Source organism: Streptomyces sp. LN549, from assembly GCF_043203805.1.
Taxonomy (GTDB): Bacteria; Actinomycetota; Actinomycetes; order Streptomycetales; family Streptomycetaceae; genus Streptomyces.
Map to the genome: position 1 here is coordinate 2,231,872 of NZ_JAZHRI010000002.1, position 16,661 is coordinate 2,248,532.

Sequence of the window (16,661 nt, forward strand, 5' to 3'; positions counted from 1 at the left end):
TCGTCGTCGTTGTGGCGGCGTCAGCCCTTGGCCGTCTCCGCCTCACCGTTCGTCTTCGGCACGTCCGCTTCGGCCTCGGCCCCGCCGGCCTCGGTCGGCTTCGAGTCGGCGGACTCCTCGTCGGCGGACTCCTCGTCGGCGGACTCCTCGTCGGCGCTCTCGGCCTCGCCGGACTCCGCGTCCTCGGCGCCTGCGGCGTCAACCGCCTCCGGCTCGACGATCTCCTCGCGTCCCGGCCGTACCCTCGCCGAGATCACGATGTAGACCACCGCCAGCACGAACACGATCAGCGCGGTCCACACGTTCAGACGCAGGCCCAGAATGTGGTGGGCCTCGTCGACGCGCATGTACTCGATCCAGGCGCGGCCCGCGCAGTACGCGGCGACGTACAGCGCGAACGCCCGCCCGTGTCCGAGCTTGAAGCGGCGGTCGGCCCAGATCACCAGGAGCGCCACGCCGATGCACCACAGCGACTCGTACAGGAAGGTCGGGTGGTAGGTGCCGGCGACCCGGTTGGGGCCCTCACTGATCTTCAGCGCCCACGGCACATCGGTTGCCCGCCCGTACAGCTCCTGGTTGAACCAGTTGCCCCAGCGGCCGCAGGCCTGGGCCAGGGCGATTCCGGGGGCGAGCGCGTCGGCCCAGGCGGGCAGCGGGATCCCGCGGCGGCGGCAGCCGATCCAGGCACCGACCGCGCCGAGCGCGATCGCACCCCAGATACCGAGGCCGCCCTGCCAGATCTTGAAGGCGTCGACCCAGTTCTCACCGTCGCTGAAGTACAGCTGGTAGTCGGTGATGACGTGATAGAGCCTGCCTCCGACAAGGCCGAAGGGCACGGCCCAGACGGCGATGTCGGCAACAGTGCCGGCTCTGCCGCCTCGGGCGACCCAGCGCTTGTTGCCGAACCAGACGGCGACGAAGACACCGATGATGATGCAGAACGCGTAGCCGCGAAGCGGGATCGGTCCGAGATCGATCACACCGGTCGACGGGCTGGGAATGTAGGCAAGATTCATGGCATCGTCGACGCTACCCTGCCGGGCGGGACGTACGGCAACCCACCCGACAACGTCTGGGTAACGAGGCGGTCATCGATTCCCCCGGTCGGGCGCCGCCCGGGGCGCCGGATGGCCTCGGAGACCCCGCCCGGTCCGAGGTCACCCGACAGCGTTTCAGGACCCCGACGGGGCGGGCGTGACGGTGCCCGGCTTCTTGCCCTTGTTGGCCTCGGCGACCCACTTCTTCAGGTTGGCCACGGTGAGGGGCTCGTCCCCCTTCTTGGGGAAGATCGACTCGCCGTTGAGCAGCAGTGTCGGTGTGCCCTGGAATCCGCCCTTCTCGAACGCGGTGTTGGACTTCTCCACCCAGGCCTCGTGCGCGCCGTCCTCCACACAGCTGCGGAAGGTGGGCGTGTCGAGCCCCTCGACCTTCTTGGACAGCTCGATCAGCCTGCTGTTGTCGCCGAAGGCGTCGTCGGACTCCTGCGGCTGGTTGCTGTACAGGACGTCGTGGTACGCGGGGAACTTGCCGGCGTCCTGCGCGCATGCTGCCGCGTTGGCCGCCTTGAGCGAACCGCTGCCGCCGAGATTGCCGTCGATCAGCGTGGCGAAGTGGTAGTCGACCTTGAGCTGCCCGCTCTGCTCCATCTGGTGGATCGTGTCGCGGAACATGTTCTCGAACTGGGCGCAGACCGGGCAGCGGAAGTCCTCCCAGACCGTGAGCGCGGACGGGGCGTCGTCGGCTCCCACCGGAATGGCCAGGCTGTCCTTGCCGGTGGCGCCGGACGGTGCGACGGCAGGACCCGAAGCCTTGTCCTTGTCGCCCTTGCCGCCGGTGTTCGCCGCGATCACGCCGACGACGGCGGCCAGTCCCAGGACCCCCACCACGGCCGCGGAGACGATCAGCGTGCGGCGGCGGCGCTCCTGCGCCCTCGCCTGCTCGCGCTGCTGGATCAGCCGGTCTCGCGCGGCCCTTTTTCCCTCTTGGTTCTTCTCGCTCACACCCGCAGCAACGAACCGGGGAGGCACTCGCGTGCCTCCCCGGTCCTATGTCCACCCATTCGGGTTACGACAGGTGTCAGCGCTTTCGAACACCTTCGGCCAGATCGGCCGCCAGCGAGCGGACGGCCGTCAGTCCTGCCGCCTCGTCGGGAGCGTCCAGCATCCGCTTGACGAAGGCCGAGCCGACGATGACGCCGTCGGCGAAGCCGGCGACCTCGGCGGCCTGGTCGGCGTCGGACACGCCGAGGCCGACGCAGACCGGGAGATCGGTGGTGGCGCGGGTGCGCCTCACCAGGTCCTGGGCCTGCTCGCCGACCGAGACGCGGGTGCCGGTGACGCCCATCAGCGACGCCGCGTAGACGAAGCCGGAGCCCGCAGCCGTGATGGTCGCGAGACGCTCGTCCTTGCTGCTGGGCGCGACGACGAACACGGTCGCGAGACCGTGCTTGCCGGCGTGCTCGCGCCACAGTGCGGACTCCTGGACCGGCAGGTCGGGCAGGATGCACCCGGCGCCGCCGGCCTCGGCGAGCTCGGCGGTGAAGCGCTCGACGCCGTACCGGTCGATCGGGTTCCAGTACGTCATGACGAGGATCGGGATGCCCGTCGCCTCGTACGCCTCGCGGACCGTGCGCATCACGTCGGCGATCCGCACGCCGCCGCGCAGCGCGATGTCGTCGGCGGTCTGGATGACCGGGCCGTCGAGCACGGGGTCGCTGTGGGGCAGCCCCACCTCGACGACGTCGGCGCCACCTGCGGCCACGGCCTTGATGGCCTCGATGGCGCCGTCCACGGTCGGGAAGCCGGCGGGCAGATACGCGATCAGCGCGGCCCTGTCCTCCGCCTCGGCGGCGGCGAGCGTGGTGCTCAGCAGCTCGATGTTGCCGCTCACTTGACGTCCCCCTCGATCTCCGCGCCGATGCTGTCCGCGTCGGCCTCGACGGCCGCGTCGGCGTCGTACAGCCCGAAGTAGCGCGCTGCCGTGTCCATGTCCTTGTCGCCGCGGCCGGACAGGTTGACCAGGATCAGTCCGTCCTTGCCGAGCTCCTTGCCGACCTCAAGGGCGCCGGCCAGCGCGTGCGCGCTCTCGATCGCCGGGATGATCCCCTCGGTGCGGGAGAGCAGACGCAGGGCCTGCATGGCCGCGTCGTCGGTGACGGCACGGTACTCGCCCCGGCCGATGTCCTTCAGGTACGCGTGCTCCGGGCCGATACCCGGGTAGTCCAGGCCGGCCGAGATGGAGTACGGCTCGGTGATCTGGCCCTCGTCGTCCTGGAGGACGTAACTGCGCGAGCCGTGCAGGATGCCGGGCTCGCCCGCGGTCAGGGTCGCCGCGTGCTCTCCGGTCTCCACACCGTGTCCGGCGGGCTCGCAGCCGATGAGGCGGACGCCGGCGTCCGGGATGAGCGCGTGGAAGAGCCCGATGGCGTTGGAGCCGCCGCCGACGCAGGCGACCGCCGCGTCCGGCAGCCGGCCGGCGCGTTCCAGGATCTGCCGCCTGGCCTCGACTCCGATCACGCGGTGGAAGTCGCGGACCATCGCCGGGAAGGGGTGCGGGCCCGCGACCGTACCGAAGAGGTAGTGGGTGCGGTCCACGTTGGCGACCCAGTCGCGGAACGCCTCGTTGATGGCGTCCTTGAGCGTGCGGGAGCCGGACTTCACGGCGATGACCTCGGCGCCGAGCATCCGCATGCGCGCCACGTTCAGTGCCTGCCGCTCGGTGTCGATCTCGCCCATGTAGATGGTGCATTCGAGACCGAAGAGCGCGCAGGCGGTCGCGGTGGCGACGCCGTGCTGGCCCGCTCCGGTCTCCGCGATGACGCGGGTCTTGCCCATGCGCCTGGTGAGCAGCGCCTGGCCGAGCACGTTGTTGATCTTGTGCGAGCCGGTGTGGTTGAGGTCCTCGCGCTTGAGGAAGATCCGCGCACCGCCGGCGTGCTCGGCGAAGCGCGGGACCTCGGTCAGGGCGCTGGGCCGGCCGGTGTAGTTCACCATGAGCTCGTTGAGCTCGGCGGCGAAGGCCGGGTCGGCCTTGGCCTTGTCGTACTCGACGGCCACCTCGTCCACGGCGGCGACGAGCGCCTCCGGGATGAACTTTCCGCCGTACGCACCGAAGTACCCCTCGGCGCTGGGGATCAGACCCTCCGGGTCCGGAATGAAGAAGTCGGACGACATCTCGACGTGCTCCTCGGCATGGCAGTGGGTGGTTTCACCGTATGCGCCGTGAGCGGAGCGCCGCCGCGGCCGTGGGTGGCCGGGCGGTGCGGTCGTGCGGATCCGCCGGTGGGGCGGGGTACGACGGCCGGGGCTCGCTCTACTGCGCGGACCCCGTGCGCCATCGCATGCCGTTGACCTGGCCGGGTTCGTCGCCGATCACGTACCGCACCCGCCGGCCGTGCACGCGGCGTGCGGGGGCGCGGCAGCCGCGGGGGCGGCAGCCGCGCGCCAGCGGCGCGTGCGGGTCCCGGCCCGTGACCCCGGCGGGGCGCAGGCCCGGCCGGGGACGGAACGCGGAACAGTCGGCGGACACGGGTGCGGTCAGCTCCGTCCGTGCCGGAGCGCCGGGTGGGCGCCGGCGGCGACCAGGTCGGCGACGGCCGCCCGCGGGTCGCGGCCGGTGACCAGGGACTCGCCGACCAGCACGGCGTCCGCGCCGGCGTTGGCGTAGGCGATGAGGTCGTGCGGGCCGCGGACGCCGGACTCGGCGACCTTGACGATGTGGTCGGGGATCTCGGGGGCGACGCGGTCGAAGGTGGAGCGGTCGACCTTGAGGTCCTTCAGGTTGCGGGCGTTGACGCCGATGATCTTGGCGCCGGCGTCCACGGCACGTTCCGCCTCCTCTTCGTCGTGCGCCTCGACCAGCGGCGTCAGGCCGATGGACTCGGCGCGCTCGATCAGGGAGACGAGGGCCTCCTGGTCGAGGGCGGCGACGATCAGCAGGGCGAGGTCGGCGCCGTAGGCGCGCGCCTCCCACAGCTGGTACGAGGTGACGATGAAGTCCTTGCGCAGGATCGGGATGTCGACCTTGGCGCGGACGGCCTCCAGGTCGGCCAGCGATCCGCCGAAGCGGCGCTCCTCGGTGAGGACCGAGATGACGGACGCGCCGCCCGCCTCGTAGTCCGCGGCGAGCGCGGCAGGGTCGGCGATGGCGGCCAGAGCACCCTTGGAGGGGCTGGAGCGCTTGACCTCGCAGATGACGGTCACGCCCTCGCCGCGCAGGGCGGCGACTCCGTCCTTGGCCTGGGGAGCGCGGGCCGCGCGTTCCTTGAGCTCGTCGAGGCTGACGCGCGCCTGCCGCTCCGCGAGGTCGGCGCGAACGCCGTCGATGATCTCGTCGAGCACACTCACGCGAGAGGCCCCCTTCCGGGACGTTGACAAGGGAACAGGATTGGCCCTGCCGATGGTATCCGCAGGAGGCCGATGGGCTCGCATCCGGCCGGTGGATGTCCCACTACCTGGGCATTCACGGCGCCAGCGCCGATCCGAACGGCAGGTTCCGGACCACGGCGAAGATCAGCAGTACGGCTCCGATCCCCCACCAGTGGACCGGTTTCAGGTCGATCCGCAGCGGCCTCCCGGCGGCTGCGCGGACCATCCAGAGGGCCCAGAGGACGGCGAAGGCGGCGTAGCCGATGACGGCGGCGGCGTTGGAACCGAGCGCCGTCGCGATGTCGCCGTGCGCGAAGGCGTGGGCGCTGCGCAGTCCGCCGCAGCCGGGGCAGTAGATGCCGGTGAGCCGGAGCAGCGGGCAGACCGGGTAGTGCCCTGGTTCGTTGGGGTCGACGGTACCGACGTAGGCGAAGGCCCCGACGACGCCGGCCAGGACGGCGGCCGGGGTGGCGATCCGTCGGAGCCGCGAGGCGGGGACGGGAGCGGGCGGGAAGACCGGCGGGGGTCCCTGGTGGCCGGGCGCCGGGGACGGGCCGGGCACCTGCTGGGGGCCGGGCGCCGACGGAGCTACGGGAGAAGGCGATGCGTCCACTCGGTGATTGTCGCCGCTGATACGGAAAGGCGCAGCCCGGGCCGGGCTGCGCCTTGCGTGCGTACGTCGCTCGGACGGGGTCAGGAGGTCTGCGCCTGCCCGGCGCGGGCCCTGGCCGCTGCCAGCTCCGCCGACTCCTTCGGCATGCCGAGGCCGGCGGCCTTCATCGCGAGGCCGACGATCCCGCCGACGAAGACGACGACGATTCCGGCCCAGAAGCCGAGGGGGTTGGCCGCGACCATGAAGACGCCCGCGATGCAGAAGCCGATGAAGGCGATGATGACACCGGTCCAGGCGGCCGGGGTGTGTCCGTGGCTGCTGCCCGCCATGAGTTGCTCCTCGTTGGTGTTGCGCTGTTGGTATCGCTCGGGGTCGCCGCGCCCGTGCCGCTCTGGGTGCCGCTGTGCTGCGAGCTCACGGCCATTGTCCCGTACGTGCGGAGGCGACGTGAGCTGGGGGTCATGCCTCGCGCGTCGGGTCCTCGCCGCGGTCCAGGGCCTTCCACAGGTCCTCGGGCCGGTCCGGGTCCGGGGCGGTGCGAGGCGCCTTTCGGGGGCGCGGGGTGCCGTCGCGCTCGTACCGTCCGGACATGGTGGGCCAGCGGCTGCCGAAGCGCAGGGCGAGTAGCCCGGCGAGCAGGATCAGCAGGCCGCCGGCCGCGGTGACGTAGGGCCAGGCGGTGTGGCTGAGGGCTTCGACGGTGGCGGAGGTGTCGCCGGTGGTCTGCGCGGCCTTCTCATCGAGTGCGGCACTGTCGGACGCGCCGAAATAGGCGCTCAGCGCGGCACCGAGGCCGCTGAGGGCCAGCAGTCCGGCGACCGCCAGCCGGCCGGCGCCGCGGACGGCGAAGACGGCGACGAGGGCGGCCAGGCCGACTATGGCGAGGGCCGCGGGGAGGCCCGTGACGTCCTGCCCGTCGGCGTTCAGCGCCAGGGTGCCGCCGCCGACCGCGGCCTTGCCCCCGGCCCAGGTCTGCCCGGAGGCGAGCAGGACGACGGTGGCTCCGGCCGCCCCGAGGAGCAGGCCGGCTGCCAGGCTTCGGCGGCTTCCCGCGCTGTCGGGCGCGGTGGCGGCTTCGGCACGGGGCTGGGGTACGGGGACAGCGCTCACGTACTCCACTATCCCTTACGGCCCCGCAGTGGCCGACCGCCCCCCGTGTGCCGGTCGTCTCAGTTGCCGCCGAGCCGATTGGCGGTGTGCACGGCACGCAGCACCGCCGCAGCCTTGTTGCGGCATTCGGTGTCCTCGGCGACCGGGTCGGAGTCGGCTACGACACCGGCGCCGGCCTGGACGTACGCCGTGCCGTCCCGCAGCAGCGCGGTGCGGATCGCGATGGCGGTGTCGGAGTCCCCGGCGAAGTCGAGGTAGCCGACGCAGCCGCCGTACAGTCCGCGGCGGGTGGGTTCGAGCTCCTCGATGATCTGCATGGCGCGCGGCTTGGGAGCGCCTGAGAGGGTGCCCGCCGGGAAGCACGCGGTGAGGACGTCGAAGGCGGTGCGGCCCTCGGCGACGCGGCCGGTGACGGTGGACACGATGTGCATCACGTGCGAGTACCGCTCGATCGACATGAAGTCGACGACCTCGACGCTGCCGGGCTCGCAGACCCGTCCCAGGTCGTTGCGGCCGAGGTCGACGAGCATCAGGTGCTCGGCGCGTTCCTTCGGGTCGGCGAGGAGTTCGTCGGCGAGCGACTGGTCCTCCTGCGGCGTGGCGCCGCGGTGCCGGGTTCCGGCGATCGGGTGGACCATCGCGCGGCCGTCCTCGACCTTGACGAGGGCCTCGGGGCTGGAGCCCGCGACGTCGAAGCCGTCGAAGCGGAAGAGGTACATGTACGGCGAGGGATTGGTGGCGCGCAGCACCCGGTAGACGTCCAACGCGCTTGCCGTGCACGGGGTTTCGAAGCGCTGGGAGGGGACGACCTGGAAGGCCTCGCCGGCCCTGATGCGCTCCTTCACGTCCTCGACCGCGTCCTGGTAGGCCTTGCCGCCCCATAGCGCGGTGTACGGCGGGAGCTCGGAGGGCGGCAGGGCGGCCGGGGCGTTCTCGACGGGGCGGCGCAGGTCCTGTTCCATGGCGTCGAGCCGGGCGACGGCATCGGCGTGCGCCTCGTCGACACCGCTGGCCAGGTCGTTGTGGTTGATCGCGTTGGCGATCAGCAGGACGCTGCCGTCCCAGTGGTCGAGGACGGCGAGGTCGGAGGTGAGCAGCATCGTCAGCTCGGGGAGCTTCAGGTCGTCGCCGCCGCTCTCGCCGATCTTCTCGAGCCGGCGCACGATGTCGTAGCCGAGGTAGCCGACCATGCCGCCGGTGAAGGGCGGCAGACCGGATTCCTGGTCGTGCGGGGTGTGCAGGGTCTCGATGGTGGCGCGCAGGGCCTGCAGCGGGTCGCCGTCGACGGGGACGCCGACCGGCGGGGTGCCGAGCCAGTGGGCCTCGCCGTCGCGGGTGGTGAGCGTGGCTGCGCTGCGTACGCCGATGAACGAGTAGCGCGACCAGGTGCGGCCGTTCTCCGCGGATTCCAGGAGGAAGGTGCCGGTGCGCTCGCCCGCCAGTTTGCGGTAGAGACCGACCGGGGTGTCGCCGTCCGCGAGGAGCCGGCGGGTCACGGGAATGACGCGCCGGTCGACGGCCAGCTTGCGGAACGTGTCGAGGTCCATGGCGGCTGACCCTACTGTCCGAGGGGGTGCCTCGCCGACAAGGGTCGGATCAGGCCGCGGCGTCTGGTGCGGTGCATCGCAAGGCGCCGGGGCGTCCTCATCGCGGAGCGATCAGGACGTTTCGGTAACGCCGCGAGGTGCCGTGCCAGACGCCGCGGACCCGGCCCTGGTCGGCGAGCCACCCCCTATAGGGAGGACGTCGGCGTCGAAACAGGTGCGGTCGCCCGTGTGGCAGGCGGCACCCGTCTGATCGACCCTGACGAGGACGGTGTCGGCGTCGCAGTCCAGGGCGACGGACTTGACCTGCTGGATGTGGCCGGAGGTGTCGCCCTTGACCCAGTACTCCTGGCGGCTGCGCGACCAGTAGGTGCAGCGGCCGGTGGTCAGGGTGCGGTGCAGGGCCTCGTCGTCCATCCAGCCGAGCATCAGCACCTCGCCGGTGTCGTACTGCTGGGCGATGGCCGGGACCAGCCCGTCGGCGCCGCGCTTGAGGCGGGCGGCGATGGCGGGGTCGAGGTCGCTGGCGGGCCGGGGAGTGCCGGGCGTGGGCGTGCTGGTCATGTGCCCATTGTGCCGTGGGTGCGGAGGGCCTCCCGGCGTGCGTCCACTGGGCGGACGGTGGACGGCGGTCGTACGCTGGCGGGCATGTCGACCCATGCGAAGCGCGAACGACTTCTGCTTGCCGACCTGTTGGAGGCCGTGGGCCCGGAGGCCCCGACCCTCTGCCACGGCTGGACGACCCGTGAGCTGGCTGCCCATGTGGTGGTGCGGGAGCGCCGGCCGGACGCGGCGGCCGGTCTGGTCATCGGTCCGCTGAAGAACCGGCGTGACCGGGTCATGACCGAGTTCACCGATAAGCCGTACGAGGAGCTGATCCAGCTCATCCGTACGGGTCCGCCGAGGATGTCCCCGTTCGGGCTGAAGCAGCTGGACGAGGCTGCCAACACGGTCGAGTTCTACGTGCACACGGAGGATGTGCGCCGGGCGCAGCCGGACTGGTCGGCGCGGGAGCTGGACCCGGTGTTCGCCGACGTCCTGTGGTCGCGTACGGAGAAGGCGGCGCGGATCCTCGGGCGGAAGGCGCCGGTGGGGCTGGTGCTGCGCCGCCCGGACGGCCAGACGGCGGTCGCGCACAAGGGCACGCCGGTGGTGACGGTGACGGGCGAGCCGGGCGAGCTCCTGCTGTTCGCTTTCGGGCGGCAGAACGCGGCGCGGGTGGAGCTGGAGGGCGAGCAGGACGCGATCGGCCGGCTGACGACGGCGAAGCTCGGTATGTGACCGGCGTTCCGCGCGGCGCAGCTGTCTATCGGGCAAGCGAAGGCCGGCGGCGCCCGGGTGGGGCCGGCGGCGCGGGCCGCTGCGTCTTCCGCCCGGTGCGGGAGCCCAGGTGTCCCAGGAGGAATCCGGCCGGGATGGTGACCAGCCCCGGTGTCTGGAGCGGGAACCAGTGGAAGTCGCGGGACGGGAACAGCGCGATGTGGGTGCCGGAGAACGCGGGCGAGAACACCATCAGGACCGCGATCAGCGGCAACGTGCCGTAGACGGTCCAGCGCACGCCGCGCGCGTTGAAGCCAGGACGGAACAACGCGTACAGCAGGACCGGCGGCAGTACGGAGGCGGCGGCGGCGAAGGAGAGCGAGAGCAGCACCTGCGGATTGCGGTCGTGGGTGTACATCGAGACGTAGACGGAGAGCGCGCCGGTCAGGACGACTGCCAGGCGTGCGCGGAGGATCTCGCGACCGGCGGACCGGTCGGACCGGGCGGCCGTACGGGACCGGGCCTTCGTCGCGAAGTCGCGGGCGACGGAGGAGGCGGCGGCCAGCGTGATGCCGGCCACCGCGGCCAGTGTGGTGGCGAACACCGCGCAGGCCACGAACGCGAAGAGCAGACTCTCGCGCGGCCCGTCGGCACCCGGGTCGAGCGCACCGGTCACCAGCAGCAGCGCGGTGCCGCCCGCCGGATCCGCGGCCTGAATGATCTTGTGGCCGAGCAGGGCGGACGCGCCGAGGCCGACCACGACGACGCCGGCGCACAGGAAGGCCACCGGGGCCGCCGCCCAGACGGTGGCGCGGCGTACGGTCCAGCTGTCGCGCATCGGGTGCAGCCGCATCATGATGTGCGGCATACAGGCGGCCCCGAGGACCAGGGTCAGCTGGAAGCCGAGCAGATCCAGGGTGCCGGCGAAGGTGTGGCCGAACTGCAGTCCGGGGCGCGCGTAGGACCCGCCCGCACCGCTGCCGTGCCGGGCGGCGTCGAAGAGGGCGAACGGGTTCCAGCCGTAGCGGGCGAGCACCAGACCGGCGAGCAGGGTCACCGCGGCCAGCACCACGGCGACCTTGACGATCTGGATGTAGCCGGTGCCCCGCATGCCGCCGACGGCGGAGTAGCAGACCATCAGGGCGCCGCAGGCGACGGTGCAGCTGGTGAGCGCCCCGTCGGGCAGCCCGAACACGGAGGCCATGACCCGCCCCGCGGTGGCGAGTTGGACCAGCAGCAGGGGGGCCAGGACGACCAGAGTGGTGATCCCCAGGGCGCGGCGTACGGTCGGGTCGCCGAGCCGGTCCGCCAGGAAGTCGCCGAGGGTGAACACGCCCTTGCGGCGCATCGGTTCGGCCAGGATCCGCATGACCAGGATCAGGGAGGCGACCGTGGCGACGGCGAAGAGAATGCCGTCGAAGCCGGCGAGGGCTACGGAGCCGGTGGTGGAGAGCAGGGTGGCGGCCGAGATGTAGTCACCGGCGATGGCCAGCCCGCTCCCGGCCGGGCCGAGGGCGGAGCCGCCGCCCGCGTAGAAGTGTTCCGGGTCGTCCTGGTCCGCCGCGGCGAGTCCGCACAGCAGCAGCGACACGGCGACGAATCCGAGGAAGACGACCACGGCCAGCGACCGCGCGTCGAAGCCGCCGCTCACCGGCGCGGTCCCGGGGCCGGGACGGGCGTGGCGGCGGGTGCGCAGGCGCTCGCGGGGGCGCGGGGCGTGCGAGGTGTCGGGCGGTCTGAAGACATGCCGGTTACGGCATCAGGCCCCGGGGTCCGCGTACAGCGGGCGGGGTGGGGGCGCTGCGCGGGTACAGCCGGTACGGGCGAGGACTGTGCGCGAGCACATCCCCGGCCTGCGCGGTGGCGGAGGGGTGGATGTGGCCGCGGAGGGGCGGGCGGGGCCGCGAGGGGGCGGCGAAGGGACCCGTGGCGGTGGGGCGGCGGAGAGCTCCCGGCCGCCGGACAGTTGGCGGACCGGCGGCCGGGAGCGCCCGTCAGCCGGGCAGCAGGCGGCGGGCCGCCAGGGCGAGGGAGACCTCGACCGCGTCGGACGGGCGGGTGAGACAGCGTCCGGTCAGCTGCTCGAAGCGGCGCAGCCGGTTCAGGACCGTGTTGCGGTGGCAGTAGAGCCGGGCCCCCGCCCGCTGCGCGGAACCGTCCGAGTCGAGCCACGCCGTGAGCGTCTCGATGATCACGTCGCGGTCGGCCGGGTCCAGCCGGTCCAGTGGCCCCAACACCCGCGCGGCGAGCGCCGAGCCGAGTCCCGGGGACGAGACGACCAGGGCGGCGGGCAGCTGCTCGTCGAGCAGGACGACCCCGCCCCCGGCCGGGCAGGCCCGCAGAGCGGTCTCGGCGAGCCGCCGGGCGTCCCCGACTGCCGCCAGCCCGACGACGACGGAGCTGATGCCGACCCGGGCGCCCGGCGGGGCGCACAACCCGGCGGCCAGCGCGGCGAGTTCCCCGTCCCCGTCGACCGCACCGGCAGGCGCGTCGGACGGCCCGTCGCTCCCCTCCGCGATCGCGGAACCGGTGGCCGCCTCGGCGAGCGGCGCGACGGGGTGCGCCGCCCTCTCGCACCTGGCCAGTGGCAGGATCGCGAACTCCGCGTCCGGGCCCGGGTGCCAGAGCGCGTCCGTCCCGGCGGGCAGCGTCATCGGCGGCTGCGCGGTGCCGTGCGGGGCGCGACGGGCGGTGGAGACCGCGAGCACCGCGTACCTGCCGTGCTCCGGCAGCCCCAGCATCGCGGCGGCGTCCGGCAGTTCGGCGATCTGGGCGGTGCCGTCCAGCAGCGCCGCCGTCATCAGGCGCTGACGGTTCTCGCGCCGCCAGGCCAGCCGGCGCTCGGTCTGGCGGTAGGCGTCCGCGACGACACCGCAGTGCTCGTCCACGAAGTTCCAGACGTCCGCCGCGACATGCACCAGCAGCCGGATGTCCTCGGGGTGGCGGCGCGCGGTGTCGTCCACCAGGTCCTGCCAGACCATCGCACCGCCCATCCGGAAGGCGTGCAGAACCGCGTCGAGCGGCAGACCCTGCTCGGCCCGCACCTCACCGATCCGCCGTGAGGTCCGGTGGGCTGCGTCCCGGAACTCCCGGGGCTGGATCAGCGATCCGACGTTGTGCCGCAGCGAGTGGTGCACCTCCTGCCAGATCTCCGCCGCGTCGGCCTCGATGGCCGAGCGGTAGGCGGGTTCCTGCTCGCGCAGCGCCTCGACGAGCCGGTCCGTCAGCTCCGGCAGCGCCTCGACCAGCGACCGGGCAGCCCGGTGCAGTACGGCGACGGCCTCGCGATCGGCCAGCGAACGGAAGCGGCGCGGCACCGGCGCGGCGGGGGGCGGCCCGTGCAACGCCCTGACCCGTGAACGTACGACCTGCGGCATGGCGGCCTCCACCGGGATTCGGCCGGCTCCGGAAATCGGCCGGCTCCGGTTCACCCAGCCCGGCGTTGGGCATGAGCACACCGAATCATCCTGACGCCCGCAGAATGGCATACCGCCCGGTCGGTACCTAGGGGTCTGCGGCGTACTTCTCATCACGGTCCTGCAACCTCCCGGACTCGGACATGACTGCGGGGCCCCTGCCGGGGCCCCGCGCGCTGCCCCGCAGCCGGTTGCGCTAGCGGTCCAGCAGCCTGGCCAGCTCCGTTCTGGACCGCACTCCCAGCGCCGCGAACACGTTGCGCAGATGGTGGTCGACGGTCCGCGTGCTCACCGAGAGCCGCAGCGCCACCTCACGGTTGGTGGCCCCCTCGGCGACGCACCGGGCGATGCGCTGCTGCTGCGGGGTCAGCGCGGCCAGCGGAACCGTGCCCCGGCCGTGGCCGGGCCCTCCACGGCTTCACCGGCGGCCCGCAGTTCACCGCTCGCCCGGTCGGTCCAGGCCCGCGCACCGCACCGCTCGAAGGCGACCAGGGCGTCCCGCAGCGGGCTCCTGGCCTCCCGGGTACGGCGGCGCCGGCGCAGCCATGCCCCGTACAGCAGCTGGGTGCGGGCGCGTTCGAAGTCGCCGCCCGCACGGTCGTGGTGGGCGAGCGCCTCCTCGTACCGGCCGGCCACGTCGGCCGGTGCCGCCAGCAGGGCACGGCAGCGGGCCAGCTGGGCGGGGGCCTGGGGGTCGGTGGTGCACGTGACCCAGACGGCGAACTCCGCCACGGCGTCGGCCACCGGGTCCGCTCCCCTGCCCCGGGCCGCCCGCCCGGCCAGGACGGACGCCTCGACGTAGCACGGTACGGCGAGCATCCGGGTGGCGAAGTGCCCGCGCCGGGGCCCGGGCCGGACGAGCGGGTCGAGCCGGGCCGCGGCCGCGCCGGAGCGCCCCGCCGCCAGGTCCGCGCGGGCGAGTGCCCAGGTGGCGAGGGTCGCGGCCTGGGCGAGTCCGTGCGGTCCGGCCCCCGCGAGGGCCGCGTCGGCATGGGTGGCACAGGCCTCCGGGCCGCCCTCCACGGAAGCGGCGAGTGCGAGCACGGCGTGCAGGTGGGAGGCGGTGTTGGGCTGCCCCGTGCGTCGGGCGGCGTGCAGGCCCTCCAGCGCGTGGGCGCGGGCGGGGGCATGGCGGCCGGCCCGGAGCTCGGCGTACGCCAGGTGCTCCAGGGCCTGCGGCAGCAGGGCCTCGGGGCCGGCCGACCGTACGGCGGCCAGGGCCCGGGTCCCGAACCGGCAGGCGGCGTCGATGTCGCCCAGCACCAGGGCCGAGACCCCGCCGCGCAGCAGCGGGGCGGGGTCGTGCGCCCGGCCGGCCGGGTCGAGGCAGCGGCGCAGCAGCGCCTGCCCTTCGGCGATGCGTCCGCAGAGCACCGCGCTCATGCCGTCGCAGTACTGGGCGAGGGCCGGATCGGACACGGAGACCGGGATACGGGTCATGGCGTCGAGGTACGCGAGCGCGTCCCCCATCGCCCAGGCGGCCTCGGCGGCACCGAGCCGGGCGTCGAGGGCGCGGCGCGGGTCGTGCGGCGCGAGCAGCGCCGCAGCGGTGAGGAGGGCCTCGTGGGCGTCGGCGGCCGGTCCGTCGCGCAGGGCGAGCAGTCCGCGTACCAGATGCGCTCCGCCGTGTGCGGGGCGCGGGCCGATCCGGGCCAGCAGCGCGCGGGCCCGGCCGGCGTCTCCCGCGAGCCGGGTGTGCTCGGCGGCGCCGGCGAACCGGGCGGCCCGCACCGCCTCGTCCGTGGTGAGCACCGCCGCGCGGGCGAGCGCGGCTGCCCGCTCGGCGTGCGGCCGGGGAGCCACGGCCGCCGCCTCCAGCGCATCGGCCAGTCCGTCGTCGGGCCCTCCGGCAGCACAGGCGCGTTGGACGAGCGCGGGGAGCACGGACGGCCCGGCCGCCAGGTGTCCCGGTCCGGACCGGAGGGCTGCCTGCTGAAGGGCGAGGGCCGGCACGGCACGGGCGGCGCCGTCACGGGCCGGACCGGAGACGGTGCCGGGTGCGGAATCGGAACCGGCTACGGAACCGGCCGCCGCGCGGGCGTCACCGGTACGGAAACCGGAGAAGGAACCCCCCGCACGGGCGCCACCGGAACCGGAAGCAGCCGCCCCGCCATCACCCGGACGGGAACCGGAAGCGGTCACGTACGAGGCACCGGATCCGGTCCGGGGGGAAGCCGGGCCGCCGTAGCCCGCTCCCCCCGCCCCCGTGGACCGTCGCAGCGGTCGGCGGACGCGTCCGCGGGCGTCGGCCGGGACCGTCGCCAGCACGGTGGCGAGCAGGCCGTGCACCGCGCGGCGGCGCTGCGGGGAAGCGCGGTGCAGGACCGCCCGGCGCACCAGCGGGTGACTGAAGTGGAGGCGGTCGCCCGCTCGTTGGAGGGCGCCGGCGGTCCCGGCCGGGGTGAGCAGGGCGAGGTCGAGCGCTGCGGGGCCGAGGCCGGCCGAGGCGGCCGCGCGGAGCAGGAGGGTCACGTCCGTGCCGGCGCCCTCCGGCTCGTGCTCCTGCGCCGCTGCCGCGAGTAGCAGCAGCGCTCGGGTGTCCGGGGGCAGCCCGTCGAGGCGGGCGGCGTGCGCGTCCAGGACGTCCTCGGCGCCGGGCAGTGGATAGGGCGGCGGGGTCCGGCCGGCGAGCTGGTCGGGGGTGAGCCGGCCGGCCAGCCCGGCGAGCAGCCGGGGATTCCCGGCCGCCTCCCGGAGGAGTTCGCCGCGGACCACCGGATCGACCTGGTCCGCGGCATCGGTGATCCGGTCCAGGACGGCGGCCGCCGCGTCGTCGTCGAGAGGGCCGATCCGGAGCGCGGGCAGCCCGGCGAAGCTCGTCTCGTCACCGGCGCCGATCACCACTGCGACCCGGCTGCCCGCGCCGAGCCTGCGGGCCGCGAAGACGAGGGCGGCACGCGATTCGGGATCCCAGGCGTGCGCGTCGTCCACGCACACCAGAAGCGGCTGTTCGGCGCCGAGTTGGCGCAGCAGGGCGAGCAGCGCCGTGGGGGTGATGCCGTCGTGCAGCACGGCGTCGGGCGACAGCGGAAGCGGGCCGGGTGCGGAACAGAGCAGGGCGTGCAGCCCGCTGTACGGCAGCCGCTGCTCGGCCGGGGCCGCGGTGGCGGTCAGGACGGGGCCGGTGCGCCGTTCGCGGTGCGCGGCCACGGCCTTGTCCAGGAGCGCGGTACGACCGATGCCGGGCAGCGCGGTCAGCACCAGCGCACTGCCGTCACCGTTGCGCAGCCGTACCAGCAGAGTGTCGAGGATGGCGAGTTCACCGCTGCGGCCGTACAGCCGGAGCGGACTGTGCACGGTCGTCGATGGAGTCACAACCGGCACGTTACTTCCGCGTAAACAGTGTCGGAAG

16 protein-coding genes are annotated in these 16,661 nt (G+C 73.6%); 1 reads left to right on the plus strand and 15 read right to left on the minus strand.

Annotated features, from left to right (window positions below):
- Positions 1–20: 20 nt before the first annotated feature.
- The 11 genes from lgt to hisI form a co-directional block, all read right to left on the minus strand.
- Positions 21–1,016 carry a prolipoprotein diacylglyceryl transferase gene (gene lgt / locus SH922_RS09830; RefSeq protein WP_393057004.1) on the minus strand — a complete coding sequence of 332 codons (996 nt, stop codon included), beginning with the start codon at positions 1,014–1,016 and terminating at the stop codon, positions 21–23.
- Between the two features lie 156 nt (positions 1,017–1,172).
- Positions 1,173–2,000 (minus strand): DsbA family protein, encoded by an 828-nt coding sequence (locus tag SH922_RS09835; RefSeq protein WP_393057007.1) that lies wholly within the window; start codon positions 1,998–2,000, stop codon positions 1,173–1,175.
- 76 nt (positions 2,001–2,076) lie between these two features.
- Complete coding sequence (gene trpA, locus SH922_RS09840) at positions 2,077–2,889, minus strand: tryptophan synthase subunit alpha (protein WP_393057009.1); 813 nt, start codon at positions 2,887–2,889, stop codon at positions 2,077–2,079.
- Positions 2,886–4,172, minus strand: a complete 1,287-nt coding sequence (gene trpB, locus SH922_RS09845) for a tryptophan synthase subunit beta (RefSeq protein WP_393057011.1) — start codon at positions 4,170–4,172, stop codon at positions 2,886–2,888. The genes trpA and trpB overlap by 4 nt, the downstream gene beginning before the upstream one ends.
- A gap of 139 nt (positions 4,173–4,311) precedes the next feature.
- Positions 4,312–4,527: a tryptophan biosynthesis modulator TrpM gene (trpM, locus tag SH922_RS09850; protein ID WP_393057013.1), complete on the minus strand. Its 216-nt coding sequence runs from the start codon at positions 4,525–4,527 to the stop codon at positions 4,312–4,314.
- An 8-nt stretch (positions 4,528–4,535) separates the two neighbouring features.
- Entirely contained in the window at positions 4,536–5,345 is an 810-nt protein-coding gene (gene trpC / locus SH922_RS09855; protein ID WP_393057016.1) for an indole-3-glycerol phosphate synthase TrpC, read from the minus strand.
- Between the two features lie 115 nt (positions 5,346–5,460).
- Positions 5,461–5,979, minus strand: a complete 519-nt coding sequence (locus SH922_RS09860; RefSeq protein ID WP_393057018.1) for a DUF2752 domain-containing protein — start codon at positions 5,977–5,979, stop codon at positions 5,461–5,463.
- A gap of 80 nt (positions 5,980–6,059) precedes the next feature.
- A complete protein-coding gene (locus SH922_RS09865; protein ID WP_148022565.1) occupies positions 6,060–6,308 on the minus strand; it encodes an HGxxPAAW family protein in 249 nt (82 codons plus the stop codon).
- A gap of 130 nt (positions 6,309–6,438) precedes the next feature.
- On the minus strand, positions 6,439–7,098 hold the full coding sequence (locus SH922_RS09870; protein WP_393057021.1) for a TIGR02234 family membrane protein: 660 nt from the start codon (positions 7,096–7,098) through the stop codon (positions 6,439–6,441).
- Between the two features lie 50 nt (positions 7,099–7,148).
- Complete coding sequence (locus SH922_RS09875; protein ID WP_393057023.1) at positions 7,149–8,636, minus strand: anthranilate synthase component I; 1,488 nt, start codon at positions 8,634–8,636, stop codon at positions 7,149–7,151.
- A 111-nt stretch (positions 8,637–8,747) separates the two neighbouring features.
- Positions 8,748–9,197, minus strand: coding sequence for a phosphoribosyl-AMP cyclohydrolase (gene hisI / locus SH922_RS09880; protein ID WP_393057026.1), 450 nt, complete (start codon positions 9,195–9,197; stop codon positions 8,748–8,750).
- Positions 9,198–9,281: 84 nt separating this feature from the next.
- On the opposite strand from hisI, the gene SH922_RS09885 reads away from it, so the two are divergent.
- Positions 9,282–9,914: a TIGR03085 family metal-binding protein gene (locus SH922_RS09885; protein ID WP_393057028.1), complete on the plus strand. Its 633-nt coding sequence runs from the start codon at positions 9,282–9,284 to the stop codon at positions 9,912–9,914.
- 25 nt (positions 9,915–9,939) lie between these two features.
- Here the strand turns inward: SH922_RS09885 and SH922_RS09890 are convergent, their stop codons facing one another.
- From SH922_RS09890 to SH922_RS09905, 4 genes are all read right to left on the minus strand, one after another.
- Positions 9,940–11,544, minus strand: coding sequence for a cation acetate symporter (locus SH922_RS09890; RefSeq protein ID WP_393057030.1), 1,605 nt, complete (start codon positions 11,542–11,544; stop codon positions 9,940–9,942).
- A gap of 343 nt (positions 11,545–11,887) precedes the next feature.
- Positions 11,888–13,270, minus strand: a complete 1,383-nt coding sequence (locus SH922_RS09895; RefSeq protein ID WP_393057032.1) for a helix-turn-helix domain-containing protein — start codon at positions 13,268–13,270, stop codon at positions 11,888–11,890.
- Positions 13,271–13,505: 235 nt separating this feature from the next.
- On the minus strand, positions 13,506–13,688 hold the full coding sequence (locus SH922_RS09900) for a helix-turn-helix transcriptional regulator (protein WP_393063510.1): 183 nt from the start codon (positions 13,686–13,688) through the stop codon (positions 13,506–13,508).
- A complete protein-coding gene (locus tag SH922_RS09905; RefSeq protein WP_393057034.1) occupies positions 13,676–16,624 on the minus strand; it encodes an AAA family ATPase in 2,949 nt (982 codons plus the stop codon). Before SH922_RS09905 ends, SH922_RS09900 begins: the two co-directional genes overlap by 13 nt.
- Positions 16,625–16,661 lie beyond the last annotated feature (37 nt).